General features: G+C 70.7%; 24 protein-coding genes. 8 read left to right on the forward strand and 16 right to left on the reverse strand.

Annotation, left to right across the window (positions count from 1 at the left end; genetic code table 11):
* Nucleotides 1–60: 60 nt before the first annotated feature.
* A complete protein-coding gene (locus tag JOE59_RS08485) occupies nucleotides 61–696 on the reverse strand; it encodes a TetR/AcrR family transcriptional regulator (protein ID WP_204459807.1) in 636 nt (211 codons plus the stop codon).
* 104 nt (nucleotides 697–800) lie between these two features.
* Between JOE59_RS08485 and JOE59_RS08490 the strand changes: the two genes are divergently transcribed.
* Entirely contained in the window at nucleotides 801–1,523 is a 723-nt protein-coding gene (locus tag JOE59_RS08490) for an MBL fold metallo-hydrolase (protein ID WP_204459809.1), read from the forward strand.
* Between the two features lie 31 nt (nucleotides 1,524–1,554).
* On the opposite strand, the gene JOE59_RS08495 is transcribed toward JOE59_RS08490, so the two are convergent.
* Complete coding sequence (locus JOE59_RS08495; protein ID WP_204463318.1) at nucleotides 1,555–3,162, reverse strand: carboxyl transferase domain-containing protein; 1,608 nt, start codon at nucleotides 3,160–3,162, stop codon at nucleotides 1,555–1,557.
* A 104-nt stretch (nucleotides 3,163–3,266) separates the two neighbouring features.
* Between JOE59_RS08495 and JOE59_RS08500 the strand changes: the two genes are divergently transcribed.
* Complete coding sequence (locus JOE59_RS08500) at nucleotides 3,267–3,968, forward strand: TetR/AcrR family transcriptional regulator (RefSeq protein WP_239560157.1); 702 nt, start codon at nucleotides 3,267–3,269, stop codon at nucleotides 3,966–3,968.
* Nucleotides 3,947–4,429 carry a GNAT family N-acetyltransferase gene (locus JOE59_RS08505; RefSeq protein ID WP_204459811.1) on the forward strand — a complete coding sequence of 161 codons (483 nt, stop codon included), beginning with the start codon at nucleotides 3,947–3,949 and terminating at the stop codon, nucleotides 4,427–4,429. The genes JOE59_RS08500 and JOE59_RS08505 overlap by 22 nt, the downstream gene beginning before the upstream one ends.
* 96 nt (nucleotides 4,430–4,525) lie before the next feature.
* On the opposite strand, the gene JOE59_RS08510 is transcribed toward JOE59_RS08505, so the two are convergent.
* From JOE59_RS08510 to pdhA, 10 genes are all read right to left on the reverse strand, one after another.
* Nucleotides 4,526–5,011 (reverse strand): hypothetical protein, encoded by a 486-nt coding sequence (locus tag JOE59_RS08510; protein WP_204459814.1) that lies wholly within the window; start codon nucleotides 5,009–5,011, stop codon nucleotides 4,526–4,528.
* A 17-nt stretch (nucleotides 5,012–5,028) separates the two neighbouring features.
* Complete coding sequence (locus JOE59_RS08515) at nucleotides 5,029–6,795, reverse strand: hypothetical protein (protein WP_204459816.1); 1,767 nt, start codon at nucleotides 6,793–6,795, stop codon at nucleotides 5,029–5,031.
* Nucleotides 6,785–7,648, reverse strand: a complete 864-nt coding sequence (locus tag JOE59_RS08520; protein WP_204459818.1) for a hypothetical protein — start codon at nucleotides 7,646–7,648, stop codon at nucleotides 6,785–6,787. Before JOE59_RS08520 ends, JOE59_RS08515 begins: the two co-directional genes overlap by 11 nt.
* Nucleotides 7,645–8,205, reverse strand: coding sequence for a hypothetical protein (locus JOE59_RS08525; protein WP_204459820.1), 561 nt, complete (start codon nucleotides 8,203–8,205; stop codon nucleotides 7,645–7,647). Before JOE59_RS08525 ends, JOE59_RS08520 begins: the two co-directional genes overlap by 4 nt.
* A gap of 19 nt (nucleotides 8,206–8,224) precedes the next feature.
* Nucleotides 8,225–8,521 carry a WXG100 family type VII secretion target gene (locus JOE59_RS08530; protein ID WP_074261151.1) on the reverse strand — a complete coding sequence of 99 codons (297 nt, stop codon included), beginning with the start codon at nucleotides 8,519–8,521 and terminating at the stop codon, nucleotides 8,225–8,227.
* A 98-nt stretch (nucleotides 8,522–8,619) separates the two neighbouring features.
* Nucleotides 8,620–13,155, reverse strand: a complete 4,536-nt coding sequence (locus JOE59_RS08535) for a type VII secretion EssC family protein (RefSeq protein WP_204459821.1) — start codon at nucleotides 13,153–13,155, stop codon at nucleotides 8,620–8,622.
* A 102-nt stretch (nucleotides 13,156–13,257) separates the two neighbouring features.
* Nucleotides 13,258–13,569, reverse strand: a complete 312-nt coding sequence (locus JOE59_RS08540; protein ID WP_204459822.1) for a 4a-hydroxytetrahydrobiopterin dehydratase — start codon at nucleotides 13,567–13,569, stop codon at nucleotides 13,258–13,260.
* A gap of 27 nt (nucleotides 13,570–13,596) precedes the next feature.
* Nucleotides 13,597–15,012: a dihydrolipoamide acetyltransferase family protein gene (locus tag JOE59_RS08545; protein WP_204459823.1), complete on the reverse strand. Its 1,416-nt coding sequence runs from the start codon at nucleotides 15,010–15,012 to the stop codon at nucleotides 13,597–13,599.
* A 2-nt stretch (nucleotides 15,013–15,014) separates the two neighbouring features.
* Complete coding sequence (locus tag JOE59_RS08550; protein WP_204459824.1) at nucleotides 15,015–16,025, reverse strand: alpha-ketoacid dehydrogenase subunit beta; 1,011 nt, start codon at nucleotides 16,023–16,025, stop codon at nucleotides 15,015–15,017.
* The gene (gene pdhA, locus JOE59_RS08555) at nucleotides 16,022–17,191 is read right to left on the reverse strand and encodes a pyruvate dehydrogenase (acetyl-transferring) E1 component subunit alpha (protein WP_204459825.1); all 1,170 of its coding nucleotides are present in this window, start codon (nucleotides 17,189–17,191) and stop codon (nucleotides 16,022–16,024) included. The genes JOE59_RS08550 and pdhA overlap by 4 nt, the downstream gene beginning before the upstream one ends.
* A 166-nt stretch (nucleotides 17,192–17,357) precedes the next feature.
* On the opposite strand from pdhA, the gene JOE59_RS08560 reads away from it, so the two are divergent.
* Nucleotides 17,358–17,816 carry an Lrp/AsnC family transcriptional regulator gene (locus JOE59_RS08560; RefSeq protein ID WP_204459826.1) on the forward strand — a complete coding sequence of 153 codons (459 nt, stop codon included), beginning with the start codon at nucleotides 17,358–17,360 and terminating at the stop codon, nucleotides 17,814–17,816.
* Nucleotides 17,817–17,861: 45 nt separating this feature from the next.
* Here JOE59_RS08560 and JOE59_RS08565 read toward each other — a convergent pair whose 3' ends face one another.
* The 4 genes from JOE59_RS08565 to JOE59_RS08580 all read right to left on the reverse strand — a co-directional run bounded on the left by JOE59_RS08565 (nucleotide 17,862) and on the right by JOE59_RS08580 (nucleotide 22,937).
* Nucleotides 17,862–19,763 (reverse strand): glycoside hydrolase family 35 protein, encoded by a 1,902-nt coding sequence (locus JOE59_RS08565; protein WP_307837009.1) that lies wholly within the window; start codon nucleotides 19,761–19,763, stop codon nucleotides 17,862–17,864.
* The gene (locus JOE59_RS08570) at nucleotides 19,760–20,635 is read right to left on the reverse strand and encodes a carbohydrate ABC transporter permease (protein WP_239560159.1); all 876 of its coding nucleotides are present in this window, start codon (nucleotides 20,633–20,635) and stop codon (nucleotides 19,760–19,762) included. Before JOE59_RS08570 ends, JOE59_RS08565 begins: the two co-directional genes overlap by 4 nt.
* Nucleotides 20,632–21,546, reverse strand: a complete 915-nt coding sequence (locus JOE59_RS08575; RefSeq protein WP_204459828.1) for a carbohydrate ABC transporter permease — start codon at nucleotides 21,544–21,546, stop codon at nucleotides 20,632–20,634. Before JOE59_RS08575 ends, JOE59_RS08570 begins: the two co-directional genes overlap by 4 nt.
* 98 nt (nucleotides 21,547–21,644) lie before the next feature.
* Nucleotides 21,645–22,937 (reverse strand): ABC transporter substrate-binding protein, encoded by a 1,293-nt coding sequence (locus JOE59_RS08580; RefSeq protein ID WP_204459830.1) that lies wholly within the window; start codon nucleotides 22,935–22,937, stop codon nucleotides 21,645–21,647.
* 212 nt (nucleotides 22,938–23,149) lie between these two features.
* On the opposite strand from JOE59_RS08580, the gene JOE59_RS08585 reads away from it, so the two are divergent.
* From JOE59_RS08585 to JOE59_RS08600, 4 genes are all read left to right on the forward strand, one after another.
* Entirely contained in the window at nucleotides 23,150–24,178 is a 1,029-nt protein-coding gene (locus tag JOE59_RS08585; RefSeq protein ID WP_204459833.1) for a LacI family DNA-binding transcriptional regulator, read from the forward strand.
* A gap of 77 nt (nucleotides 24,179–24,255) precedes the next feature.
* The gene (locus JOE59_RS08590; protein WP_204459835.1) at nucleotides 24,256–25,191 is read left to right on the forward strand and encodes an ATP-grasp domain-containing protein; all 936 of its coding nucleotides are present in this window, start codon (nucleotides 24,256–24,258) and stop codon (nucleotides 25,189–25,191) included.
* A 111-nt stretch (nucleotides 25,192–25,302) separates the two neighbouring features.
* On the forward strand, nucleotides 25,303–25,992 hold the full coding sequence (locus JOE59_RS08595) for an ArsR/SmtB family transcription factor (protein WP_204459837.1): 690 nt from the start codon (nucleotides 25,303–25,305) through the stop codon (nucleotides 25,990–25,992).
* Nucleotides 25,989–26,198: a hypothetical protein gene (locus JOE59_RS08600; RefSeq protein WP_204459839.1), complete on the forward strand. Its 210-nt coding sequence runs from the start codon at nucleotides 25,989–25,991 to the stop codon at nucleotides 26,196–26,198. The genes JOE59_RS08595 and JOE59_RS08600 overlap by 4 nt, the downstream gene beginning before the upstream one ends.
* Nucleotides 26,199–26,280: the final 82 nt, after the last annotated feature.

Consider the following 26,280-nt stretch of genomic DNA (forward strand, 5'->3'; position numbering starts at 1 on the left):
CGCACTAACTGGATTCGATGTTAGTGGGCGTTAACTGAAATCACAAGCGGGACTCCCCGCTCACCCCGATCGCGGCGCGAGCGCCATGGCGATGCGCTCGACGCCGAACTCGAACGCCCGATCGACATCGCCGCCCAGGCGGAACGCCCCCGAGAGCTCCATGCTGATGAAGCCCGTCAGCCACGCGGTGAGGGTGCGCGCGGCATCGAGCGCGTGATCGGAACCGGCGAGCCGGCCGGCGACGGCGAGCAACGGCGCGCTGGCCTCGCGGAGCGCCTCGACGTCGAGCCCCGACTCCGCTCCGGGCGAGAAGACGAGACGGTACGCCGCCGGCTGCTCATGTGCGAACGCCCGCACGACACGGGCGAGGCGGGCGACCTCGGCGACCTGGGTACTCTCGGCCGCCGCCGCCGCCGCGCCCGCGCCCGCTGCATCCGTCGCCTCGCGACCACCGGCACCGCCGGAGATCGGAGCCTGCTCGGCACCGAGGCGCTCCCCGAGCTCTGCGACCGACGACGCGGCGATCAGCCGCACGAGATCACTGCGGTCGCGCACGCGCTTGTACAGCGACGGGGCGCGCACGCCGACTCGCTCGGCGACCGCCTGCATCGTGAGCCCGCCGAGCCCCTCGACCTCGAGGATGGCGCGCCCGGCCCCGACGATGGCGTCGAGCGAGGTTCGTTCGGGTGTCGGCATCGGCGGGATCCTTTCGATCGATTCGACTCTAGGCTATTGCGCATAGCCATGATGGCTAAGTAGCATAGCCATCAACCTCCCATCCATCGCAAGTGAGGCACCTGATGAAGCTCGGCCCCTCCCTCCACCGCATCGGCTCCGACATCGTCGCCGTCTACCTCGTCGACACCCCCGAGGGCGTCACCATCATCGACGCCGGGCTCGCCGGGCAATGGAAGGAGCTGATCGCGGAGCTCGCCGAGATGGGCCGGTCTGTCGGCGACATCCGCGGCGTCGTGCTCACGCACGGCGACTCCGACCACATCGGGTTCGCCGAGCGCCTGCGCCGCGACCACGGCGTGCCGGTCTTCGTGCACACGGCCGATGCCGCCCGCGCTCGCGGTGAGGAGTCGACGAAGCCGGAGTGGGGCGGCATGAAGCTCGGGGCGACCTCGAAGTTCCTCTGGTACGCCCTCACGCACAACGGCCTGCGCACGACCCCGCTCACCGAGGTCGTCACCGTGGACGACGGCGACGTGCTCGATCTGCCGGGCGCACCGCGCGTGATCAGCATGCCGGGTCACTCCCCCGGCAGCATCGCGATCCACGTGCCGGTGGCCGACGCCGTCTTCGTCGGCGATGCACTCACCACCCGCCATGTGCTCACCGGGGCGACCGGGCCGCAGCCCGCGCCGTTCACCGACGACCCGGCCGAGGCGCTCGCATCGCTGCGGCGCCTCGAGGGCACGGATGCCAGATGGGTGCTGCCCGGCCACGGCATGCCGTGGAACCGCGGCGTCGACGAGGCGATCCGCGAGGTCGAGGCCGCGGCGGCGCGTCGAGCCTGAACCGGCACGGCGCGGCGCCCGGCCGACTGGGTCACATGCGGAACAACCCGAACGCCGGCTCGGGCAGCGGCGTTCGGCTCGCGAGTTCGAGCGCGAGGGCGAGCACGGTGCGCGTGTCCTCGGGGGCGATGATGCCGTCGTCCCACAGCCGGGCGGTCGAGTGGTACGGACTGCCCTGATCGTCGTACTGGGCCCGGATCGGGTCCTTGAACGCCTGCTCTGCGGCATCCGACCAGGTCTCGCCCTTGACCGCGAGCTGGTCGCGCTTGACGGTCGAGAGCACGGATGCCGCCTGCTCGCCGCCCATCACCGAGATGCGGGCGTTCGGCCACATCCAGAGGAATCTGGGCGAGTACGCCCGCCCGCACATCGAGTAGTTGCCGGCGCCGAACGAGCCGCCGATGACGACCGTGAACTTCGGCACGCGGGTCGTCGCGACGGCGGTGACCATCTTCGCGCCGTGCTTGGCGATGCCGCCCGCCTCCGCGTCGCGGCCGACCATGAAGCCCGAGATGTTCTGCAGGAAGAGGAGCGGGATGCCGCGCTGGTCGCAGAGCTCGATGAAGTGCGCGCCCTTCATGGCCGACTCGCTGAAGAGCACGCCGTTGTTCGCGACGATGCCGATCGGGTGGCCGTCGAGGTGGGCGAAGCCCGTGACGAGCGTGTCGCCGTACTCGCGCTTGAACTCGGCGAACTCGCTGCCGTCGACGAGGCGTGCGATGACCTCGCGCACGTCGTAGGGCTGCTGCACGTCGACCGGCACCGCAGCGGTGAGCGTCGACGGGTCGACGGCCGGCGGCCTGGGCTCGCGCACGGACCACGCCCGCGGCGCCGGCTGGGGCAGCGTCGCCACCATGTCGCGCACGAGTTCGAGGGCGTGCTCGTCGTCTTCGGCGAGGTGGTCGGTGACGCCCGAGACCTTGGAGTGCAGTTCGCCGCCGCCGAGCTCCTCGGGGGTGACGACCTCGCCGATCGCCGCCTTCACGAGCGGCGGGCCGCCCAGGAAGATCGTGCCCTGGCCCCGCACGATCACGGTCTCGTCGCTCATCGCGGGCACGTAGGCGCCGCCGGCCGTGCAGGAGCCGAGCACCGCGGCGAGCTGCGGAATGCGCATCGACGAGAGCTGCGCCTGATTGAAGAAGATGCGACCGAAGTGCTCGCGGTCTGGGAACACCTCGTCCTGCAGCGGCAGGAAGGCTCCACCCGAGTCGACGAGGTAGATGCACGGCAGACGCTGCTCCTTCGCGACCTCCTGGGCGCGCAGGTGCTTCTTCACCGTCATCGGGTAGTAGGTGCCGCCCTTGACCGTGGCGTCGTTGCAGACGACGAGCACCGGGCGTCCGTGCACGAGCCCGACACCCGTGATGATGCCGGCACCCGGCGAGTCGCCGCCGTAGAGTCCCTCGGCGGCGAGCGGCGAGAGTTCGAGGAACGGGCTGCCCTCGTCGAGCAGCCGGTCGACCCGGTCGCGCGGCAGCAGCTTGCCGCGGGCGACATGGCGGTCACGGGATGCCTCGGGGCCGCCCAGCGCCGCCGTCGCGAGACGCGTGCGCAGCTCTTCGACGAGCACGCCGTGTGCGGCGGTGTTGGAACGCGCAGCATCGGCGCTCGGGTCGATGCTGGTCTGCAGGATCGGCATTCGTTCCACCAGTCTTCGTCGACGGCGCGCCCCCTTGTGGCCGGCGCTGAATTTCGGTTAGTGTGCACTAACTCGATTCCCGATGTTAGCGAGCATTAACCGAGATGGCAACCACACCGAGCACGGCCGAGATCGTCGGCGACGCAGTCGCAGACGCGACGGCCGCAGACGCTGCGACCGCGAGTTCTGCGGCTGCTGCAGGCGTTGCGACCGTGGGTGCTGCGACCGAACGCAGCCGGCAGAAGGCCGACCGTCGCCAGGCGATCCTCACCGCAGCCGCGACACTGTTCGCGCAGCGCGGGTACGCCGGCGTCACGATCGAAGACCTCGGCGCCGCCGTCGGCGTGAGCGGCCCCGCCGTCTACCGCCACTTCCCGGGCAAGGCTGCCGTGCTCGCCGCGATCCTCCAGGGCGCGAGCATCACGCTGCTCGACGGCGCCGAGCGAGTGCTCGGCGCGGCATCCGACCCCGCATCTGCACTCCGCGAGCTCATCGCGTTCCATGTCGACTTCGCGCTCGGCGACGCCGACGTGATCCTCGTGCAAGACAGGGAACTCGAGCAGCTCGACGTCGACGCCCGGCACGAGGTGCGCCTCCTCCAGCGCCAGTACGTCGAACACTGGGTCGACACCCTTCACAGACTCCGGCCCGATCGGGCCGAGACGGAGCTCAGGATCCGGGCACACGCCGCCTTCGGCCTCCTGAACTCCACTCCGCACAGCGCCCGCATCCCTGGGCGCAGACCCGCCGACGGCACCATCCGCGGCATCCTGGAGGAAATGACATGGGCGAGCCTCATGTCGTGACCCTGCGCGCGACCCGCGCGGGCGATCTCGACGCTCTGTTCGGATTCGAGCAGGACCCCACCGCCGTGCGCATGGCCGCGTTCACGTCACCCGACCCGAGCGACCGCGCGATGTTCGACGCCCATTGGCGCCGGCTTCTCGCCGACCCCACGGTCGACACCCGCACCGTGCGCGCCGACGGCGTGATCGTCGGCAGCGTCGCCCGCTGGTTCGACGACGGGCGTGCCGAACTCACCTGCTGGATCGACCCGGCGCACTGGCACGAGGGCATCGCCACCCGGGCGATGCGGTTGTTCCTCGACGAGGTGCACGAGCGACCGGTGCGCGCCCGCGTGGCCGCCGACAACGCCCCGTCGATCGCGCTGCTCGAACGGCTCGGGTTCCGGCACGTCTCCACCGAGACGAGCTTCGCGAACGCGCGCGACGCCGAGATCGAGGAGCGCGTCTACGCGCTTGACTGAGGGCGAGCGGAAGCCTCCAACGGCCGAGCTTCCGCACGGTGACCCGTGTGGCGCTTCACGACCGTCGACCCTGCGCGACTTCCGCGCTCGCCTCAGCTACTCGCCCGCATCGGGCAGGATGAGCGCGTCGGTCGGCGCCTCGGGCGGCTCACCCGGCCACGGGCCGAACCGCTCCTCCACGTCGTCGAGGAAGATCGGACCGCCGATCTCATCGAAAGCCAGCTCGTGCAGCGACGTCCACCCCGCCTCCTCAGCAAGCTCCCGGACATTCAGCTGGGGGTCGGACCTGATATGGACGGAGACCGGCTCGTTGGGCTTGTTGTCGTTGACCGACCAGGCGAGCTCGACGAGGTAGTCGAAGAACTCCGGCGTGGGCTCCACCCCGGGGTCGAGGGTCACGGAAACACTGCTCTGATCCTTGCGGGTCAAGCCTGCCCAGACGGTCCCCGCGTAGACGCCGCCGCTGTCGACCCCATCGATGTTCAGGAGCTGAACGCCTGCGGTATCGGCCTTCTGTCCGCCGACGGTGATGCCGCCGCAGCCCGTCAGGGCGAGCATCGCCACGACGAGTGCGGCTGTCACGAGGATTCGCCGACGGTTCATTTGCGTACAGCGTAGTAGTCGTGCACGGTGAGGTCTCCTTGGAAGAAGTCGTCGAGACTGTCGCTGCTCGTCGGATGCTCGGCGGCCATCACCGCGTAGCGGTTCGCGTCGTGGGCCGAGGGGTCTTGCCCGTCGAGCACGTCGCCCTCCGAATCGGTGATGCTCGGCGCCCAGTCTCTGATGGTCGTCCATGTGTCGGGGTTGTTCGAGCCGTCGAGGGTGGGCACGAGGTCGGGATGGGCTTCATAGGCGATGACGCCGACCTGGTCGGGGATGTCGGAGTTCGCGTACGGCGCACCGAACGTGACGACCTGGGTGGCATGGGCCTCGGGGATGGCAGCGAGGACGCCGCTCGTGATGCCGCCGAGGCTGAATCCCGCGTAGGACACAGCCGAAGTTCCCGGGTCGACCCCGTCGGCCCGCTGCGTCTGGGCCAGGGCTTCGAGCACGGTATCGCTGAGCTCCGAACCTCCGTACGCGAGGTTGTAGAGGTCTGCGGTCAGATCGTTGGCGGCCGGCCCGTTGGTCGGCCACCACTGTTGAGTGCTCGGGATGACCACCAGATAGCTGGTGCTTCCATCAGTGTCGACTGAGCTGATCACACGGATCGTCGAGAATTCGGCACCACCGACCTTGTCGACTTGACCGGCGCTGGCCGCAAGCTCGGCGACATCACGCGGAAGTATGGCGCCGGCATCGTCGTGGACCAGCTTACGGTCCAACGCGATTATGGACCCCTCACGTGCCTGATCCATCCGGTCCCTCAGGTCGCCACCATCGATGGGCGCTTCGTCGACGAGCTGCGTCTCACCGTCGTGGAAGAAGCCGAGCGTGCGACCGCTGCGGATGAGTGAGTCGAGGATGTCGTCGAAGAGCGGCCCGGTTGTGCCGAGTGCACCCTGGATGGCGTCAGCGCTGTTCGCCCAGGCGTCGCTCAGGCTGAATTTGCTGAGCCCGTCGATCGCGCTGACGACCGGGACCATGACCTGGAGCAGCTCCCAGGGGCTGGTCTCGTCGTCGTAGGGGCTCGGCATCGCTTCGTTGATCGAGGTGACCGCTTCGGTGCCGAACCCGACGAGGAGCGAGCCTGCCGCCGCGAGCAGCGCCGTCTTGCTGAGTTCGGAGACCGTGACGAGCGCGGTGCCGACCTGCCAGTTGACGTCCGCGGCCCCTGAGACGGCGGTGCCGACGACGTCTGCCGCGCCCACGACCACGGTGCCGGCCAGGTCGATCGTGGTCTTGGCGGTGCCGAATGCGATGCCGGCGGCCGCACCCGCGGCGGCGGCCTGCGCGGAGAGGGCCGCGTCGGCGAGCTCGTAGCTCGACACGACGGATGCCGCGACCAGAGTGAGCGCTTCCGACGCGAACAGGGCGATGCTGATGCGACCGGCCGCGCTGAGCGCGGCAGTGGTGACTCCAGCCGCGGTGAACGGCGACAACGGCACCGATGCGAGGAGGTCGGGATGGCTCGGCAGGGTGAACATCGACGCGAGGATCGGAGCGACGTCGGTGTTGACCGCCTTGAGTCCGCCGACGACCCGGTCGATGTCGGTGAACGTGACGGCGAGCCGTTGTCCGTGCTCCGCGACGACGGAGGAGGTCCCGGATGCCGCGTCACGAACCGTCTGCCCGGTCTGCTCGACGTGTTCGTTCCACGCGTCGCCCGTCGCGTCGATCGCTTCGTCAGTCGCCTGCTCGGTGGCATCGGCGGCGTCGGAGACGAGGGTGACCACGTCGTCGTTGTCGGGGCGTTCAAGCGACATCTGCACTCCTCACGACGGTGGCGATGATCGCCAACAGGTCGGCCCCGATCTCTCGGGGGTTCGTCGGGTCGATCATGAGCTTCCCCGTCTCGACGATGGCTCGAGCATCGATGGCGCCTGCGCCCGACGGCTGGTCGATGGTGAGCTGCACATGCATCCAGCCCGAGTCGGTCGCCAGCCAGTCGCGCTGCACGAACGGGTCGGTGCCGACGTACCCGAGCAGCCGGAAGCCGGCCCGCAGCGGCCTCGCGAGTGCTCGGAGCATCGGTGCGGTCTCGGGTGCGCCGCCGGCGGTGCTCGCAACGGCCGCGATGACCCCGGCATCGCCGTCGCGGATCGCGTCGATCAGCGCACGTGCCTCGACGATGCCCGTGGACACCCGCGACCTCGGGCGGGGCTGCTCGGCGTGCCCGCTCAGGTCGACAGGAGGCAGCGAGTCGATCAGGGCAGGCCAGAGTCGATCGATCGGTGCGAGCTCCAGCACGACCTCGTCGTCGGCGGCCTGCGTGGACGTGCGCGTGACCGCGGCGTACTCGGCACCGCGAATCGACGCGGCCGTGCACCGCCGCACCCCGACCGACCATGCCTCGGTCTGCACGACGACACCGGCACCGCGGAGCACGGCGAGCGGGGCCAGCACCGACAGGTCGACGACGTTCCCCCAGTCAGTGTCGTCGAGGTCAGCCGCCTCGCTGACCAGACCTCGCGCCCGCAGTCGGGCGAGCGCAACCGCTCGGTCGTCCGCAGTCGAATCGACTGAGACGAACGCCGGCAGCGAGACACCGGGCAACCGGTCGGCGATCAGCACGAGTTCGGACGGTGTGACGATCACGCGCCCCGGTGCGGCGGTCATCCCCATCCGTGCGCCGTGACCGTGGCCCGCAGGTCGAGCCAATCGCGCGAGCCCGTCTGCGGAAGTGCCGGAATCGCACCGACGAGCGACCGCGCGCGAGACACCTCGTCTTGGGTGAACTCGGCCCCGCCCAGTTCGTACACGGCGACGGACACGACCCCCGGGGTCGCGAGCACCGGCCCGATCATGCGCATCGCGTGCGTCACCGCACCCTCCGCGACATCCCGCACCACCTCGACGGTGTTCCATGCGACGTTCGCAGCGGTGTTCCAGATCCCGGTCACGAGGCGCTCGGCCTCGGCGATCGCGGCTCGGACCTCCTCGACGCTCCGCACGTGCACGTCGAGCGCTGCCGCTACGTCTTCGAGCGCCGTCGCCTGCGCGCCCAGCGTCGCCGCCGTCTCCTGCAGGCGGGCACGCATCAACTCCCCCGCCGGCGAGTCCCAGCCCATGCTCCCTGCGTCGGCGAGCAGCCCTCGCGCGCGCACGCGGAGGACCTCGGCGGCATGCCGTGCGTCCGACGCGCGCGTGCTCAGTACCTCGGTGCTGCCGTACATGTCGGTGCGGCCGAGGGGGTCAGCGACCCAGACGCGACGCGATCTGCGCGTCGACGTCGCCCAGGGTGGTCGCCGTCGTGCGCAGGAACATGGCGAGGTCGTTCAAGCCGCCGATCGTGTTCGATGCACCGGTGGTGAACCGGGTGTAGGCGTCGGCGAACGCGCCGGAGGCCTTGTCGGTCGTGAAGCCCTGGGCGACGAGCGCGTTGATCTGACCCTGCAGCTTCGTCAACGTCGCGTTGATCTCATCGCGACCCGTGACCAACTGATCGGCCTTGGCCGTCAACTCGCCGTACGAGACATTCAGATTCGCCATGACGGCCCCTTCCCCGCGACACGGACCAGCTCCGTGCCCCTCGTTCGGGTCACTCTATTCCAAGCGAAACGGGGACGCGAATCCGTTTCCACAGGGTGTCACGACGCCGTGCTCGAGGTGCGTCGCCCACGACGTGTCGACGGCTCCGTCGTGGTGTCCGCGTCGGGCAGCGCGAGCTGCACCCGCATGACCCGACCGGCCTCGACGAGGATGCCGCGGCCGACCGGGAAGTCCGCGCGGGTGACGCGCGGGAACTGCACGCGGAACAGCGCGATGCCGTCGGTCTCCTCGGGCTGCAGCACGATGCCCGCGCGTGCCGTCTTGAGCTCGGAGTGGATCTGCCATGCCGCGACCGCCGTGACCGTGTCGGCTTCGACGAGCACCGCCACCTCGGCGCGACGGGCCGCCTTCAACAGTCGGGCGACGGCGACCTCGGCACCGAGCCCCTCGAAGTCGCCGACGTTCTCGATGACGATGAGTCGGTCGCGATCACGCTCGGCATGCGGCAGTTCGAGTGCCGCGGCGAGCCGGGTCGCGAGCGATTCCGCTTCGTCGGCGTCGGCGGATGCCTCTGCCCAGTCGGTCGCATCGATGAGCGCCGAGCGCCGGGCGACCACGAGGTACGGGGTGAGTTCGGGCCGCGTCTCGCGCACGGCCTGGAGCATCGTGCGCATCGCGGTCGTGCGCCCCGAGCCGAATGGCCCGGTGACGACGAACAGGCCGTCGAGCGGGATCCCCACCGGACCGAGCGTCTCGTCGCTGATGCCCACCGCCGGACGTCCGTCGACGGTGGCCGGAAGCAGCGCACGGTCGATGCGCTCGGGAAGCCGCTCGATCTCGGCGACCGGCCGCACGCCGCCCTGCCGCAGTCGTGCGGCCAGCAGCTCCGTCGCCGCGGCCTGGGAGCCGAGCTCGGTCGAGCCGCCGACCACCCCGAGCTGCACCTCGTGTCCGCCGAGCAGGCCCCGCCCGGGCGGGGCGTCGTCGAGCACGTCGTCGGGCACGCCCGCCATCGAGTAGTCGGCGGGCGATGCCAGCCGCAGCGTCAACCGCTGCTGCACAGCGGCGAGCAGCGCCGAAGGGAACGCGGCGATGCGGTCGGCCGAGACCACCACGTGCACGCCGAGCTGCCGGCCCGCCGTGAGGATTCGCGTGAACGCGTCGAACAACCGGCCGCCCTGACCGAACTCGTGCTCCGCACGGAAGGCGCTCATGCCGTCGAGCAGCACGATCACCCGCGGTTCGGCGAGGTCGGCCGAGCGGGCGCGGTACTCGGCGAGCGAGGCGGCACGATGACGGGCGAACTTCGCGGCACGCACGTCGACGAGTTCGGTGAGGTGACGGATGAGTCGGGCCACGCGCTCGACGTCGCCGCCGTCGATGATCGACCCCACCGTCGGCAGCGACTCGAGGCTGGCGAGCGCGCCTCCTGCGAAGTCGAGGCCGTAGACCCTGACCGGGTGCTGCGCGGCGCCCATCGACGCCGCGATCGCGACGGTGCGCAGCGCCGCGCTCTTGCCCGAGCCGCTGGCGCCGAACACCGCGAGGTTTCCGGTGCGATCGAAATCGAGTGCGAGCGGCACCTGTCGCTGCGTCTCGGGCTCGTCGAGCAGGCCGACGGCGACGGTGCCGTCGCGCGCGACCGGGATGCTCGCGAGATCGATGACCGGGAGCAACTGGTCGAGCCACGGACGCCGAGGGACGGCGAGCCGGCTCGCCGTCGCAGTGCGCCCGATCGTGCGCACGAGCCGCTCGATGTCCCGCGGCTCGTCGACCCGCGGGCCGTCGGCGCGGGCACGGGACCCGGGAGTCAGCCGCTGCCCGCGACCGAACACCAGCTCGGCGGCCTCGATGTCGCTCGCGGTCGAGGCATCCGCGTTCGTCCACCCGCCGAGGAAGGCCGTCTGGAAGTCGTGGACGCGTCCCGGGCCGAGCTTGGACGCGGCGCGTCCGGGCGTCGCCGGGTCGAAGTGGGCGGCACGGTCGGTGCCGAGCACGTCGAGGCTGTCGGCCTCGTCGGCGACCCGGAGGGCGACGCGCAGGTTCGTGTTGGCGCGGAGGCTGTCCTTGATCACGCCGGCGGGCCGCTGCGTCGCCATCACGAGGTGCAGGCCGAGCGAGCGGCCGCGCTGGGCGACGTCGATGACGCCGTCGACGAACTCCGGCACCTCGGCGGCGAGCGCGGCGAACTCGTCGATGACGATCACGAGGGCCGGCGGGGCATCCGGATCGGAACGCGACTCGAGCGTCTCGAGGTCTTTGGCGCCCTTGGCGTTCAGCAGCTGCTCGCGATGCTTCAGCTCGGCGCGAAGGGAGGTGAGCGCGCGGCGCACGAGGTGGGCGTTGAGGTCGGTGACGAGTCCGACGGTGTGCGGCAGGTCGACGCACTCGGCGAAGGCGGCGCCGCCCTTGTAGTCGACGAGCAGGAAGGTGACCCGGTCGGGCGAGTACTCCGTGGCGATGCCGAGGATCCAGGTCTGCAGGAACTCCGACTTGCCCGAGCCGGTCGTGCCGCCGACGAGCGCGTGAGGGCCGTGGCGGCGCAGATCGAGGTAGAACGGGTCGGTGGGGCCCTGGCCGACGAGGGCGCGGATGCCTCCGGGCTCGCGCCGCTCCCCGGGCGTCCACGCCGCCCTGAGGCTGTCGTTCTTCGCCCAGCGCACGAGCACGGCGTCGGCGTCGTCGGCGACAGCCTCGTCGAAGAGGTCGAGGAACGCCACCGATCGCGGCAGGTCGGACTCGTCGAGCACGGGGGCGCCGACGTCTTCGAGGGGCGCGAGGAGCCGCGCGAACTCCCCCGCCTCGCGGGCGCTGAACGCCTCGGTCGCCGCGAGTTCGACGCTGCGGCCCTGACGTACGAATCCGACGGTCGTGCGGCCGGTGTCGTCGACGTCGAGGAAGGTGCGGCACACCACCGGCAGGGCTCTGGCGTCGCGAGCGAGCCAGATCAGGTGCACGCCGTAGTCGGCACCGTCCTCGCCGAGCGCGACGAGCCGTCCGGTGTCGGCCGGCGCATCGCCGAGCACGAGCACGACGACGGCCGGGGTCGCCGGTTCGCGATCCACGGCGTCGTCGGCGCGGCTCGTGGCGGCCGCATCCGTGAGTCTCGAGCGCACGCGCTCACCGCGCCCGGAACCCGCTGCTCGCCTGCGCCCGACGAGCTCCTCGAGTTCGGCGAGCAGCGACGCCGCCGATGCGAACTCGTCGGCGAGCGCTCCACGCAGCGGACTGTGCGGCGAGTCGACGTGCGGCAGCCACTTCAGCCATGCCCACTCCTGCGCCGATGCCGGACCGCCGATCGCCGTGAGCACGATGTCGGCGGGCGAGTGCAGTGCCGCGAGCTGCAGGATGAGCGCTCGCGCGGCACCGAGAGCGAACGGGCTGTCGCCGGCGACGCCGATCGCGCCTGCCCGATCGAGGTTCTCGACGACGGGCACGCCCTCGATGGTGCGATGCCGGTCGATGACCTGCATGACCCGGTTCCACTCGTCGGCGGCTGCATGGGTGCGCGTCGGCGGCGCGACGGTGCTGCGACTCGGGAGCGCGCCGGTGCCGAAGCGCACGTCGAGGAAGGTGACGTGCTCCGCCTTGCGCGTCCACAGCAGCGGCCCGCGCTCGCGGATGTCGCCGGCGATGGCCACGCCCGACGGCGACTCCGCCAGCCGTGCCCGGCGCTCGATGCGCGTCTCCTCGTCGAGCTCCTGCCCGAGGGTCTCGAGACCGGACTCGAACCTGGCCGCTTCGTCGCGACGTCGTCGACGCGCCTGCACCACCCCGTCGATCCAGGTACCGAGCATGATGATCGGCGAGAGGGCGATGAAGAGGAGCGTGATCGGGGTCTGGAGGATGGCGAACAGCACCGCGCCGAGCACCACCGGCGCGAGCACCGCGAGCATCGGGAAACGCGGCTTCTCGGCTGCCGTGGGCAGCTCGGGTGCGGTGAGCTCACGGCCGGCATAGACGGGTTCGACCCGCGGCGAGCGCACGAAGTCCACACGAGCGGATGCCTCGACGGGCGACGTCACGCCGAGCACTCGGCGATGACCCGCCGGGCGCAGCTGCAGCTCGGTGCCGCCGAGCCGCACGAGCGATCGGGTGCCGAGCTGCGCCCGGTCGACGTGGCGACCGTCGACTTCGACGCCGTTCGCCGAGTTGAGGTCGGCGATCACGACGGAGTCGCCGACGGTGATCGTCGCGTGGCTGCGGGAGATGCCCTCGTCGGTGAGCCGCACCTGCGCGGCGGCGCTTCGACCCACGTAGTTCACCCCGGCCGCGAGGGAGAATCGCCGCCCTCGATCGGGACCGGAGACGACCTCGACGTCGACGAGCGGCGGGAGGCCGGTGGCATCGGGGTCGAACTGCTCGGCGACGTCGACGGTGCAGCCCGAGCGCAGGGGCGACTCGTGCACCGTCGCGAGCGGGTTGACCAGTTGCGAGGTGCTGGCGCCCGGCGCGGTGACCCGGAGCGTCGGCTCGTCGGCAGGCGCATCGGCCCGATGCCCGTCACCCACGCGGTTCGGGTCGCTCGCGCGGAGGAACCGGGCGAGGTCGCCGATCGTCGCGAGCGCGTCCATGGTGACGAGCAGGTCGCGCTCCGGCGCATCCGACTGCCGCACGGTGAGCTTCAGCTTCACTCGGGCCCCTCCCTGTTCGCGGAGAAGCCTAATCGAAGTGGAGTGTCCGTTTCTGGGGTGCCGGGGAGCGCGATCGCCGATACCCGAGCAGCGGCCGGGTCGTCAGGCCCCGGGTCGGGCGCCCTGCTCGGCGGAGATCTCGCCGATGCGCCCGGCGAGGGCGACGTCTCGCGAGGTCACCCCGCCGACGTCGTGCGAGGTGAGCTCGAACTCGACGCGGCCCCAGCCGAGCCGCACGTCGGGGTGGTGGTTCAGCTCGTCGGCGACGACTGCGACGGCGTCGAGCAGCCGGACCGCGGTCGCGAAGTCGGCCGTGCGGAAGACGCCCACGAGGTGGTCGTCGACGTGGGCGAAGGCGGTACCGGCGAGGTCATCGGCGATCTCCGACGGCGAGAGGATGGTGCGAGCGTCCATACGCACATCCTCTCGCCGCGGCGGCGTTCACGCCATGGTCAGCGCGACACCCGGCTCGCGAAGGATCGCGCCGACGTCGGCGAGGAACCTCGACCCCTGTGCGCCGTCGACCAGACGGTGGTCGAACGACAACGACAGCGTCATGATCTCGCGCAGGGCGATCTCGCCGCGGTGCTCCCAGGGCTGACGGCGCACCGCGCCCATCGCGAGGATCGCCGCCTCCCCGGGGTTCAGGATCGGCGTACCCGCGTCGATGCCGAAGACCCCGATGTTCGTGATCGAGATCGTGCCTCCCGAGAGATCGGCCGGACTCGTGCGCCCGGCACGCGCGGTCTCGGCGAGCGCGGCGATCGCGTCGGCCAGTTCGATCAGGGTCATCCGCTCGGCGCCCTTCACGTTGGGCACGACGAGACCGCGCTCGGTCGCGGCCGCGATGCCGAGGTTCACGCCGCCGAACCGCACGATCTCCTGCGCCTCCTCGTCCCACCGCGAGTTGACCTCGGGCGTGCGACGGGCGGCGATGCACACAGCCTTGGCGACGACCGTGAGCGGCGTCACCTTGCGGCCCGCGAACGCGCGATCGTCGCGCAACCCGCGGAGCAGCTCCATCGTGGCCGTCACGTCGACGGTCAGGAACTCGGTCACGTGCGGCGCGGTGAACGCGCTCCGCACCATCGCCGCGGCGGTGTGCTTGCGCACCCCCTTGATCGGGATCCGCGTCTCGGCGGGCGCTGCGCCGGCCGCGACCGGCGCTCCGGCGATCAGCGACGACACGTCGTCGGGCACCGGCATCGCGAGAGCGGATGCCGCGCGCTCGACATCGTCGCGGGTGATCAGGCCGCGCTCGCCGCTGCCGTCGATCGCCTCGAGGTCGAGCCCGAGATCGCGGGCGAGCTTGCGCACGGGCGGCGTCGACCGCGGACGTTCGGTGCGCGCCGTTGCCGCGGCGGGCCCCTGAGCGGCCTCGGCGGCGGTCGCGTCGGCCGGCGATTCGGGCACCGCGGGCACGAGGTCGGCGACGAGCGCCGAGCGGCGTGCGCGTCGCTTCGGGCCGGTCTCGGCCGCGGCGCCGTAGCCGACGAGGTTCGGCCCGGGTGCGGCCTCGGCCACGACGTCTGCGCCGGCACTCGACGAGGCCGGCGCCGCCGGGGCGGGCTGGGAGGAGGGCGACGCGGCGCCCGCGGCCGGGCTCGAGGCATCCGGTTCGCCGGTGTCGCAGGAGAAGAGCGGGGCGCCGACGTCGATCGTCTCCCCCTCGGCCGCATGCAGCGCCGTGATGACGCCCGCATACGGCGACGGCAGCTCGACGACGGCCTTCGCGGTCTCGACGTCGGCGATGATCTGGTTCAGCTCGACGCGATCGCCGACGGAGACGCGCCAGGCGACGAGCTCGGACTCGGTGAGGCCCTCGCCGAGGTCGGGCAGCGGGAAGTCGCGGATCATGCTCACGCCTCCACCCCGCTCAGCGAGTTCGGCCGGCCGAGCACCCGGTCGACCCCGTCGAGGATGCGGTCGAGGTCGGGCAGGTGGTGCCGTTCGAGCTTCGCGGGCGGGTACGGGATGTCGTGCCCGGTGACGCGCACGGGTGCGGCCTCGAGGAACTCGAAGCACCGCTCGGTGATCGAGGCGGCGAGCTCGGCGCCCACCCCGCCCTGCTGGCCCGCCTCGTGGGTGATCACGAGCCGGCCGGTGCGTCGCACGGACGCCTCGACGGTCGCGTAGTCGACGGGTGCGAGCGAGCGCAGGTCGATCACCTCGATCGACACCCCGTCTTCGGCGGCCGCGGTCGCGACGTCGCGCGCGGTCTGCACGAGCGCTCCGTACGTCACGAGGGTCACGTCGCTGCCGGTCGTCACGGTCGTCGCGACGCCCATCGGCCGGGCGTCGGCGAGGCTGGCCGTCTCGTCGACCTCGCCCTTCACGTGGTAGCGCCGCTTCGGCTCGAAGAACAGCACCGGGTCGTCGCTCGCGATCGCCTGTCGCACCATCAGGTACGCGTCGGCCGGGTTCGAGCACGCCACGACCCGCAGGCCGGCCGTGTGCGCGAAGTACGCCTCGGGCGACTCGGAGTGGTGCTCGGCCGCGCCGATGCCGCCGCCGAACGGCACGCGGATCGTGATCGGCATGCGGACGTTCCCGCGAGAGCGGTAGTGCAGCTTGGCGACCTGCGCGACGATCTGGTCGAACCCCGGGTAGATGAAGCCGTCGAACTGGATCTCGATGACGGGACGGAAGCCGCGGTACGCGAGCCCGACGGCGGTGCCGACGATGCCGGCCTCCGACAACGGTGTGTCGACGACCCGCTTCGCCCCGAACTCGGCCTTCAGCCCGTCGGTGACGCGGAACACGCCGCCGAGCGTGCCGATGTCCTCGCCCATGAGCACGACCTTGTCGTCGTCGGCGAGCGCGCGTCGGAGTCCGGCGTTGAGGGCCTTCGCGAGAGTGAGCGTGGTCATCGTGCGCCTCCTTCGGCGGTCTCGGATGCCGCGGCATCCGTGCTGTGCTCCGTCGATGCGTCCTCGAACATCGCGAGGTAGCGCGTGTAGTGCTCGCGCTGCCGCTCCAGGTGGCTGTTGGGCTCGGCGTAGACGTGGTCGAAGACCGTCAGCGGCGCGGGGTCGGCGATCGTCGTGATCGCGGCGCGCAGCTCGGCCGCCGCGCGATCGGCGTCGGCCGCCACCTCGCGCTCGAGGCCGGCGACGTCGACACCGGATGCCTCGAGCAGCGCGAGCACCCGTGCGAGCGGGTCGCGCTCGCGCCACTCGGCGAGCTCGTCGTCGGTGCGATAGCGCTTGGGGTCGTCGGCCGTCGTGTGCGGGCCCATGCGATACGTGACCGCCTCGATGAACGTCGGGCCTTCGCCGCGTCGGGCGCGATCGAGGGCGATGCGGGTGGCCGCGAGCACCGCGAGCACGTCGTTGCCGTCGACCCGCACGCCGGGCATGCCGAAGCCGTCGGCGCGGCGGGCGAGGTGCTGCTTCGACTGCAGGCCGACGGGCTCGGAGATCGCCCACTGGTTGTTCTGGCAGAAGAAGACGACCGGGGCGTCGAAGCTCGCCGCGAAGACGAGCGCCTCGTTGACGTCGCCCTCGCTCGTGGCGCCGTCGCCGAAGAACGAGATGGCCGCGGCGTCCGAGCCCTCCCAGGCCGCGCCCATGGCGTAGCCGGTGGCGTGCAGGGCCTGGGCGCCGATGATGATCTGCGGCACGGCCATGCCGTGCTCGAACGGGTTCCAGCCCGATGCCGCGGTGCCCCGCCAGACCGAGAGCAGCTCGGCCGGCTCGACCCCGCGCACCCAGGCGAGCGCGTGCTCCCGGTAGCTGGAGAAGATGAAGTCGTCGTCGCGGAGCGCGCGGCCGGCGCCGATCTGCGCGGCCTCCTGCCCGGCCAGCGGCGGCCAGAGCCCGAGCTCGCCCTGACGCTGCAGGGCCGTGGCCTCGGAGTCGATGCGCCGCACGATCGCCATGTCGCGGTAGAGACGGCCGAGGGCTCCGAGATCGATGTCGGCGATCCACGGGTCGAACTCCGCGTTCGCGTGGCGTTCGCCCGTGGGGGTCACGAGCTGCACGAAGTCGTCGGGCCTCGTCAAGAGGCCGGTGGCGTCTCGGTCTGATGGGGTCATCGTCGATCCTCGCTGTCGGCGGGCTCGCTTCGTGGGCTGCCCGCGCCCGGCGGCACTGCCGGATACCCAGAGCGTACGTCGATCTCGCACACAGCTCAACCAACCAGAGCTGCCTTGAGCATGTTGCACGGTTCGATCACGAGTTCGACTGCTATCGTGTGGCGTTATGACCGGTTACGACGCTGTCGACAAGGCGCTGCTGACGGCGCTCGCCCCCGACCCGAGGGCGACCGTGGTGGCGCTCGCCGACCGTCTCGGGCTCTCACGCAACACCGTGCAGGCGCGCATGGCGCGCCTCGAGGCATCCGGCGCCTTCCTCTCGTTCGAGCGCAGCATGGACCCGGCGCCGCTCGGCTACCCGATCGAGGCGTTCATCTCGGTGCACGTGCGCCAGAAGCTGCTCGGCGACGTCGTCGACGAGATCGGGCGCATCCCCGAGGTCATCCAGGCGCACGGGCTCTCTGGGGCGATCGACCTGCTCGTGCGGGTGGTCTGCCGCGACGCGCACGACCTCTTCCGCATCGACGGCGAGATCCTCGCGATCGACGGCGTCGAGCGCACCGAGACCTCGCTCGCGATGGGCGAGCTCATCCCCTACCGGCTCGCCCCGTTGCTCGAGCGCTGAGGCACCCCGGCGCCGTCGGCACCCCAGCGCCGTCGCGCGGGTCGCTCAGTCGAACGACTCGATGTACTCCTCTTCGGGCCCGAGCTCTGGGGCCGCGCGCAGCTCGAGCTCGTCGCCGCTGCGCTCGAGCTCGAGCACGGTGACCATGTTGACCCCGGCCCGCAGCACGGGCGCAGGCACGTAGAGCGTGACCTGCGGCCCGATCTCCCAGTACCTGCCGAGGAGGAAGTCGTTGACCCAGACGAAGCCCTTCGCGAAGCCGGGCAGCGCAAGGAAGGTGTCGGCTGCGGTCTCGACCTCGAACATCGCGGTGACGAACCCCGCGTCACCCGGTTCGACCTGCTCGACACCGTCGGCCGTCTCGCCCGCCGCCACCGCGACGGCAGCCTCGAGTTCGGCTGCACTCCACTCGGCGAGCGGGAGCGGCCGGCTCCGCCAGCCGTGCACGATCCGCCGGTCGATCTGCACCACGCCGAGGATGCCCTTGCCCTGGCCGAGCAGCGGCCCGTAGTTGATGCGGCCCTGGTTCTCGACGAGGATCTCGAGACTCACCCGCTCGCCCTTGCCCGTTACCTCGAGGCCGCTCTGGGCACTCACCGTGTCGACGACGCCGGCGAACCGGCCGTCGACCCAGACCTGGGCTCGGTCGTGCAGGCCGCGCATCGAGAGCGTGCTCGTGCCGCGCGGCAGGATCGGGGTCGCCTCGTACAGCACGAGTCCGGCGTCGAGTCCGAGCTCCTCGAAGCTCGCGGGCGCGACGGTCACGGATGCCTCGTGGCCGCCCACCGCCCGCAGCGCCGGCAGCAGCGCCGCGCCGGGCGCCGTCGGCAGACGCCGAGCCGCGAGCACGGCTCGCGCCTCGGGGATCGCTGGAGGCACGACGCCCGTGAACGCCTCGAGTCGCTGCCGCAGCATCCGACCCTTCCCGGTGATCGCGCCGTGCTCGCTCACCGGCGCATCCGAGTCGTAGCTCGTGACCGTCGGCTGCAGCACGCGGCCGTCGTGGTTCGCCCCGGACCAGAGGCCGAAGTTCGTGCCGCCGTGCGCCATGTAGATGCTGACGGAACCGCCGACCGCGAGGATCTCGTCGATCACGCCGACCGACCCGCCGGGCTCCCGCACATGGTGGCGCTCGCCCCAGTGGTCGAACCAGCCGTTCCAGTACTCGGCGCAGAGGAACGGCTCGCCGTCGCGGCGCGACCGCAGCAGTTCGGCCGCCTCGCGGGCGCGGGAGCCGAAGGTCGCGGTCGCCAGCACGTCAGGCAGCGTGCCGCCGTCGAGCATGAGCTCGGTCGGCCCATCGGCCGTGTAGAGCAGTTCGGTAACCCCTCGGTCCACGAGCGCGTCGCGGAGCCGGAGGAGGTAGCCGGCATCGTCACCGTAGCTGCCGAACTCGTTCTCGAGCTGCACAGCCACGACGGGGCCGCCGCGGCTCGCCTGCAGCGCGGCGAGGCGCGGGATGAGCTCGTCGAACCACTCCTCGACCGCGGTCATGTAGCGGTCGTCGCTCGAGCGAGGCCGGAGGCCAGGTACACCAGTCAGCCACGACGGCAGGCCGCCGTTGTCCCACTCGGCGCAGATGTACGGGCCCGGTCGCACGATCACGTCGAAGCCGAGCTCCCCGGCCAGTGCGATGAAGCGCTCGAGGTCGCGCCATCCGCTGAAGTCGGCCGGGCCGGGGCTCCGCTGATGGAAGTTCCACGCGATGTAGGTGTCGACCGTGTTGAGGCCGAGCGCGGCGAGGCGCTCGAGCCGGTCGCGCCAGAGGTCGGGGTGCACCCGGAAGTAGTGGATCGACCCGCTCAGCACGCGGTGCGGGGCACCGTCGCGGAACAGCTCGCCGTCGCGGAACGTGAGGATCGGCGCGGATGGCCCGGCGATCGACGTGGTCGCAGTCGCACTGTTCGCGGTCGCGCTGTTCGTATCGGATGGAGCGGGGCGGGTCACTTGATGGCTCCGGCGGTGAGGCCCGCGCGCCAGAAGCGCTGCAGGGAGAGGAAGGCGATGACGAGCGGGATGATCGAGAGGAAGGCGCCGACGACGACGGTGCCCGCGGGCACGTTGCCGTTGGAGGCCGACCAGCCGACGAGACCGACGACGACCGGCTGCAGGGAGCTGTCGTTCAGCACCATCGCGGGCAGCAGGTAGTTGTTCCAGACCTCGACGAACTGGAACAGGAAGATCGTGACGAGCGCCGGGGTCATGATGCGCATCGAGACCGAGCGGAAGATGCGGAACTCCCCTGCTCCGTCGAGCCGGCCTGCCTCGATCAGTTCGTCGGGCACCGACTGCGCGGCGAACACGCTCGCGAGATAGACGCCGAAGGGGCTCACGATCGAGGGCAGCAGCATCGCGAGCGGCGTGTTCAGCAGCCCGATCTGGTTGAACATGAGGAAGAGCGGCAGCGTGAACATGACCTTCGGGATCAGCACTGCGGCGAGGATGACGCCGAACACGACGCCGCGGCCGCGGAAGGCGTACTTCGCGATCGCGTAGCCGGCCATCGCCGAGATGACGGTGCCGATGACGGCGGCGGTGCCCGAGTAGAAGATGCTGTTCAGCATCCACGTGCCGAAGATGCCGTCGTTCACGTCGAAGACGAGGGCGATGTTCTCGACGAGGCCGAATCCGTCGAACCAGAGGCCGCTGCCGCTGAACTGGTGCCCGGCGGGCTTCGTGGCGGCGACGACGAGCCACCAGATCGGCATGAGGAAGTAGAACGCCGCGAGGAGCAGCACGGCCATGACGCCGGTGCGGCTCGCGAGCGTGGTGTCGCGCCGGCCGCGAGGCCGCGCGGCAGAGGCGAGGGTCGGGGTCAACGATCTCCCCTTCCGGTGATCTTGAAGAAGACGAACGAGGTGACGCCGACGAGCACGGCGAGCACGACCGACTCGGCCGCGGCGTACGGGTAGTTCTGCGCCGCCACCTGGGCCTGCGCCGCCATGAGGGGCGTGTACGTCGAGGTGATCGCTCCACCCGAGATGGACTTCAGCACGGTGGGCTCGTTGAAGAGTTGCGCGGAGCCGATGATCGAGAACACGGTCGTGAGAATGAGGGCCGGGCGGACCATCGGGATCTTGATGCTCCAAGCGGTGCGCCACGACGAGGCGCCGTCGATCTTCGCCGCTTCGAGGGTCTCGGCGGGGATGGTCTGCAGCGCCGAGTAGATGATCAGCATGTTGTAGCCGGTCCAGCACCAGGTGACGACGTTGGCCACCGACCAGAGGGCCAGTGCATCGCTGAAGAACGGGATGCTGAACCCGAACGTCGCCTCGAGGAACCCGTTGATCGGACTCGTGACCGGCGAGTAGAGGAACGACCACATCACGGCGGCGACGACGCCCGGCACCGCGAACGGCAGGAAGCTGCCGAGACGGAAGAATCCGCGGCCACGGGCCGACTTCGAGTCGATGAGCAGGGCGATGAAGAGGGCGAGTCCGAGCATGACGGGCACCTGCACCACGCCGAAGAGCAGCACTCGGCCGAGCGAGGCGAGGAACTCGTCGTCGGTGAAGACCCGGGCGTAGTTGGCGAACGGATCGAAGGCGAGGGTGGGCGCGGTGAGACCGAGTCCGTCTCGCTGCAGCGTGAAGAGGCTCTGGATGAAGGCGAACGCGATCGGAGCCAGGTACATCGCCAGGAAGAGCACGAGGAACGGGGTGAGGAACAGCCATGGCGTGCGCCACCTGCGCACACGTGCGCTTGCTCCGTTCGTGGTGACCGAGGTCATGTCGCTCCTTGTCGTGCGTGCGTCTTCGGAACGGATGGCGGGCCGGTGGTCCGGCCCGCCATCCGTTGGTTCGCGGCGCTGGCCGCGTGGAACCGGTGCTACTCGGAGACCAAGAGGCCCTGCGCCTCGAGCGCGTCGACCGTCTTCTCCTGCGTGGTCGTGAGCGCGTCGGCGATCGTGCCGGTGCCGGCCCATGCAGCGCTCAGCCCGTCGTCGAGGAACCCGACCGTCTCGGGCATGTTCGGCCCCCAGACCCAGCCTCCGGCGACGTGCTCCGAGGACTCGGTGAACACCTCGTAGATGTTCTGCCCGCCGAAGTAGTCGTCACCCTCGCTGAGCACGGGGAGCGAGAGCAGTTCGGTCGCCGCCGGGTAGAAGCCGGCCGACTCGACGAGTGCCGAGAACGTGTCGGCGTCGGTGCTCATGAAGTGCGCGAAGTCCCACGCGGCCTCGGGGTTGTCGCAGCCCTTCAGCACGGCCGTGCCGGAGCCGCCGACGTTGCCGGTGACCTCGTCGCCGGCGTTCCACTGCGGCATCGGCGCCACGGCCCACTTGCCGGCGCCGTCGGGAGCGCTGCCCTTGAGGATGCCGGCGATCCAGACGGCACCGACGTGCGTGGCGATGCTGCCGTCGCCGAGCCCGGTGTACCAGGACTGGTCCCACATGGGCGCGGGGCTCAGCAGGCCCTCGTCGACCATGCCCTGCCAGTACGAGGAGACCTGTTCGCCTTCGGGCGAGTCGATCGACACCTTCCACGAGTCGCCCTCGACGGCGAACCAGGGCGCCTGCGCCTGCCAGTCGAACCCGGCGTAGTCGTAGTTGAGGTAGGTGGCCGAGATGTACTTCGACGGGTCTGCCGCATGGATCTGCTGCGCCGCGGCCTTGTACTCGTCCCACGTGGTGGGCACGGCGAGACCGAGCGAGTCGAAGACCTCGGTGTTGTAGAAGAGGGCCATGGGACCCTGATCGACCGGCACGCCGTAGACGGCGTCGCCGACGCTCATCGCAGCCCAGGTGGCGGCGCTGAAGTCGCCCTCGTCGTCGGCGGCGACATCGGACACGTCTTCGAGCGCACCCTGCGCGGCGAAGCTCGTGAGCGTCTCGTAGCCGACCTGGCCGAGGCAGGGCGCGTTGCCCGCGGTCACGGCATTGAGCATCTTCTCGTAGCCGCCCTTGGCGCCGGGGGCCACCTCTTCGTAGTTGACCTTCACGTCGTCCTGCGAGGCGTTGTAGGCGGAGACGGCGTCGGCGTAGCCCGGAGCCCAACCCCAGAAGTCGATCTCGACGGGTCCGTCGGCCGTCGCGCCGCCACCGCTCGAGCAGGCCGTGAGTGCGAGGCCCACCGCGACCGCTCCGGCCAGACCGGCCGAGCGAAGTGCTGTCTTCTTCACTGAATCTCCCTTGAATGTGAATGCAGAGGTGCTGGCCGAGGGGCCGTCGTCGGACAGCATTACACAGATTGTTACCGATCTCAACAGCAGGAATCCCAAGTGCCATACGGAAAGCCGCGACATCCCCCACTGAATCGTGTCCGACGGGTATGATCGGTAACATCACCGCGGATGGAGGGCCCATGCCGCATTGACGCCCCGATGGAGCGACCATGAGCAGCACACCGAGATCCTCCGCCGGTCGGGCACCCGACATGGCCGACGTCGCCGCGCTCGCGGGCGTCTCGAAGCAGACTGTCTCGCGGGCGCTCAGCAATCACCCGAACGTCACCGCCCGCACCCGCGCGAAGGTCGAGGAGGCGGTCGCCCGACTCGGCTACCGACGCAACGCCGCCGCGAGCATGCTCTCGTCCGGCCGCAGCCGGACGATCGGCATCGTGAGCATGCCGACGCTCAACTACTCGAGTGCCGTCATCAGCTACGGCATGGAGCGAGCCGCACGCGCAGCCGGCTACGCCGTGAGCATGGCCACCACGACCTCCCTCTCCCCCGAGGCGATCGCCGAGGCGATGTCGCGCCTCGCCGAACAGGCCGTCGAAGGCATCGTGCTCGTCGTGCCGCTGCTCGTCGGCAGCGATGCCACCGAGGAGATCAGCCGCCGCATCCCCACGGTCACCATCGACGGATCGAGGTCGGCGTCGACCCAGGTCGTCGCCGTCGACCAGACCGCCGTCGGACGCATCGCGACCGAGCATCTGCTCTCGCTCGGCCACGAGACCGTCTGGCACCTCGCCGGGCCCGGCGAATGGGTCGAGGCCGGCGAACGCGAGGACGGATGGCGCGCGGCCCTCGGGGCCGCCGGTCGCGAGGCTCCCCCGATCCTGCGCGGCGACTGGTCGCCGGAGTCCGGCTACCAGGCCGGACTCCTCCTCGCCCGCATGCCCGAGGTGACGGCGATCTTCGCCTCGAGCGATGAGATGGCCTTCGGGGTCATCCGAGCCCTGCACGAACACGGACGACGCGTGCCCGACGACGTCTCGGTCATCGGCGTCGACGACATCGCCCTCGCCGCCTACTGCAGCCCCGCCCTCACCACGGTGGCCCAACCCTTCGAGGAGATCGGGCGGCTCGCCGTCGATCACCTGATCGAGGTCATCGCCGACCCCGACTCGACGCCCTCCACGCCGACCACCGTCGCCGCATCGCTCGTGGTGCGGGGCAGCACGGCAGCACCCGCCTGATTCTGAGCGGCGACGCCGTACGGACGTCGAGCGAACGCGCCCGTGCCGGAGATGCGCCCGTGTCGTAGTCTGGCGCCATGACCGGCAGAGGCCCGACGTCGCGTACGAGGCCGATCCGCATCGCCGTGCTCCGCTGCGAACGGCTCCCCGGCTTCGTGACCTGGGAGATCCCCGACGTGGAGTCGCTGTTCGACGACGACCGCCGACTCCTCGACGCCTTCGCCGAACGCGGCGTCGACGCCGAGCCCGTGGCGTGGAGCAGCGCCGAGATCGACTGGAACGCGTATGACGCCGTCGTGATCCGGAGCACCTGGGACTACGTCGATCGACTGCCGCAGTTCCTCGAGGTGATCGCGGCCATCGAGCGGTCGAGTGCCGCACTCCTCAATTCCGCGGAGGCGGTGCGCTGGAACGCCGACAAGCATTACCTCGACGACCTCGACCGCTTCGGCGTGCCCATCGTGCCGCTCGTGCGCGGAACGCCGGCCGCTGGAGCGCGGCTCCACGAAGCGGTCGCCGAGGCAGGCTGGCACGAACTCGTACTGAAGCCCGCGGTCGGCGTGGGCGGGTCGGGCGTCGTGCGCGCCGACGCCGCAACCCTCCGGGAGGCACTCGACGCCATCCCGCCCGAGACCGAGGTCATGGTGCAGCCCTTCGCACCGGCGATCCTCGACGAGGGCGAGCTGTCGTTCGTCTTCCTCGGCGACGAGTCGAGCCACGTGCTGCGAAAGCGTCCGGCCACCGGCGACTTCCGGGCGCACGGCATCTACGGCGGCACCGTGGAGCGAGCCACCGTCGACCGGTCGGACCTCGCGGAGGTGCAGTCGATGCTCGCGCGCCTCCCGTTCGACCTGCTGTACGCACGCGTCGACGTCGTGCGGCTCGACGGGCGGCTCGCCGTGCTGGAGTTGGAGCTCATCGAGCCGATGCTCTACCTCGGTCTCGCGCCGGGCAGCGCCGAGCGACTCGCCGATGCGACCCTCGCCCGACTCACTCGGTCGGCGCCCGGCTGAGCCCGCTTCGATCCCCCACCGGCGAGCGGTTCCGCGGGCACCGAAGAGTTGCAGAGAACTCGTTGCAAACAAAACCTTGCAAAGAGTCTTTTGCAGCGGTATCTTTGCAACATGGCTACTACGAACCCCGACGACATCACGGCCCAGCCGAGCAGCAGCCGCCACCCCGGCATCGATCACGTGCTGCCGTCGGCGAGCCTCAAGTCGCTCGCGCATCCGCTTCGCGTTCGCATCTACGACGAGCTCTCGGCGTACGGCCCGCTCACCGCGAGCGGGCTCGGCGAACGACTCGGCGAATCGAGCGGCTCGACGAGCTACCACCTGCGGCAGCTCGAAGGCGCCGGGCTCGTGCGCGAAGACACCACGCGAGGCAAGGGCCGCGAGCGCTGGTGGGAGCGCACGCCGGGGTCGATCGCGATTCCCGATGCCCGGTCGCTGCCGCCGGGCAGCGCCGACCGTCTCGCGGTCAAGCTCGTCGAAGACGAGTGGTTCCGCAAGCGCGAACAGAACTTCCGCGAGTTCCTCAGCGAGGGCGAGCACGTGTTCGACGACACGTGGCTCGACATCGCGACCTCCGACACCATCAACGTGCGGCTCACGCCCGAGCAGCTGCATCAGCTCGTCACCGACATCGACGCCGTGCTGAAGCGCTACATCGACGCCTACAAGCGCACCCCATCGGCCGGGTCCCGCCCGGTGCAGATCCACGTCAACGCGTTCCCGCTCGTGCGCGGGGAACCGACCGGCGGCGCCACGAACGACACCTCGAAGGACGACACCTCTCCGAAGGAGGAACGATGACCACTCTCCTCTCCCCCGATTCCGGACTCCTCTCCGGCTGGGCGGTGCGCAGCGGACTCGGGCTCGCGAGCTGGGGCCTGCAGCGCGAGGCCCGGCGCAACGATCGCGACCGGCAGCAACGCCGCATCGATGCACGGGCCACCGCAGCAGCAGCGCTCGCCGAGCGCGACGCTCTGCACCGCAGCGCCGGCTTCCTGCCCATGTGAGTCGAGCATCGACTCGCACCTCGCGTCAGCCGAAACGACGGATGCCCCGCCCGAACGAATCGGGCGGGGCATCCGCTGGTTG

The sequence above is a fragment of the Agromyces cerinus genome, from assembly GCF_016907835.1.
In the GTDB taxonomy this organism is placed as follows: domain Bacteria; phylum Actinomycetota; class Actinomycetes; order Actinomycetales; family Microbacteriaceae; genus Agromyces; species Agromyces nitratus.

What these genes read in the sequence shown, in the direction of transcription:
- JOE59_RS08485 (WP_204459807.1), bottom strand. Translation starts at nt 696, where the DNA reads ATGCCGACACCCGAACGAACCTCGCTCGACGCCATCGTCGGGGCCGGG.
- JOE59_RS08490 (WP_204459809.1), top strand. Translation starts at nt 801, where the DNA reads ATGAAGCTCGGCCCCTCCCTCCACCGCATCGGCTCCGACATCGTCGCC.
- JOE59_RS08495 (WP_204463318.1), bottom strand. Translation starts at nt 3,162, where the DNA reads ATGCCGATCCTGCAGACCAGCATCGACCCGAGCGCCGATGCTGCGCGT.
- JOE59_RS08500 (WP_239560157.1), top strand. Translation starts at nt 3,267, where the DNA reads ATGGCAACCACACCGAGCACGGCCGAGATCGTCGGCGACGCAGTCGCA.
- JOE59_RS08505 (WP_204459811.1), top strand. Translation starts at nt 3,947, where the DNA reads ATGGGCGAGCCTCATGTCGTGACCCTGCGCGCGACCCGCGCGGGCGAT.
- JOE59_RS08515 (WP_204459816.1), bottom strand. Translation starts at nt 6,795, where the DNA reads ATGTCGCTTGAACGCCCCGACAACGACGACGTGGTCACCCTCGTCTCC.
- JOE59_RS08520 (WP_204459818.1), bottom strand. Translation starts at nt 7,648, where the DNA reads ATGACCGCCGCACCGGGGCGCGTGATCGTCACACCGTCCGAACTCGTG.
- JOE59_RS08525 (WP_204459820.1), bottom strand. Translation starts at nt 8,205, where the DNA reads ATGTACGGCAGCACCGAGGTACTGAGCACGCGCGCGTCGGACGCACGG.
- JOE59_RS08530 (WP_074261151.1), bottom strand. Translation starts at nt 8,521, where the DNA reads ATGGCGAATCTGAATGTCTCGTACGGCGAGTTGACGGCCAAGGCCGAT.
- JOE59_RS08540 (WP_204459822.1), bottom strand. Translation starts at nt 13,569, where the DNA reads ATGGACGCTCGCACCATCCTCTCGCCGTCGGAGATCGCCGATGACCTC.
- JOE59_RS08545 (WP_204459823.1), bottom strand. Translation starts at nt 15,012, where the DNA reads ATGATCCGCGACTTCCCGCTGCCCGACCTCGGCGAGGGCCTCACCGAG.
- JOE59_RS08550 (WP_204459824.1), bottom strand. Translation starts at nt 16,025, where the DNA reads ATGACCACGCTCACTCTCGCGAAGGCCCTCAACGCCGGACTCCGACGC.
- pdhA (WP_204459825.1), bottom strand. Translation starts at nt 17,191, where the DNA reads ATGACCCCATCAGACCGAGACGCCACCGGCCTCTTGACGAGGCCCGAC.
- JOE59_RS08560 (WP_204459826.1), top strand. Translation starts at nt 17,358, where the DNA reads ATGACCGGTTACGACGCTGTCGACAAGGCGCTGCTGACGGCGCTCGCC.
- JOE59_RS08575 (WP_204459828.1), bottom strand. Translation starts at nt 21,546, where the DNA reads ATGACCTCGGTCACCACGAACGGAGCAAGCGCACGTGTGCGCAGGTGG.
- JOE59_RS08585 (WP_204459833.1), top strand. Translation starts at nt 23,150, where the DNA reads ATGAGCAGCACACCGAGATCCTCCGCCGGTCGGGCACCCGACATGGCC.
- JOE59_RS08590 (WP_204459835.1), top strand. Translation starts at nt 24,256, where the DNA reads ATGACCGGCAGAGGCCCGACGTCGCGTACGAGGCCGATCCGCATCGCC.
- JOE59_RS08595 (WP_204459837.1), top strand. Translation starts at nt 25,303, where the DNA reads ATGGCTACTACGAACCCCGACGACATCACGGCCCAGCCGAGCAGCAGC.
- JOE59_RS08600 (WP_204459839.1), top strand. Translation starts at nt 25,989, where the DNA reads ATGACCACTCTCCTCTCCCCCGATTCCGGACTCCTCTCCGGCTGGGCG.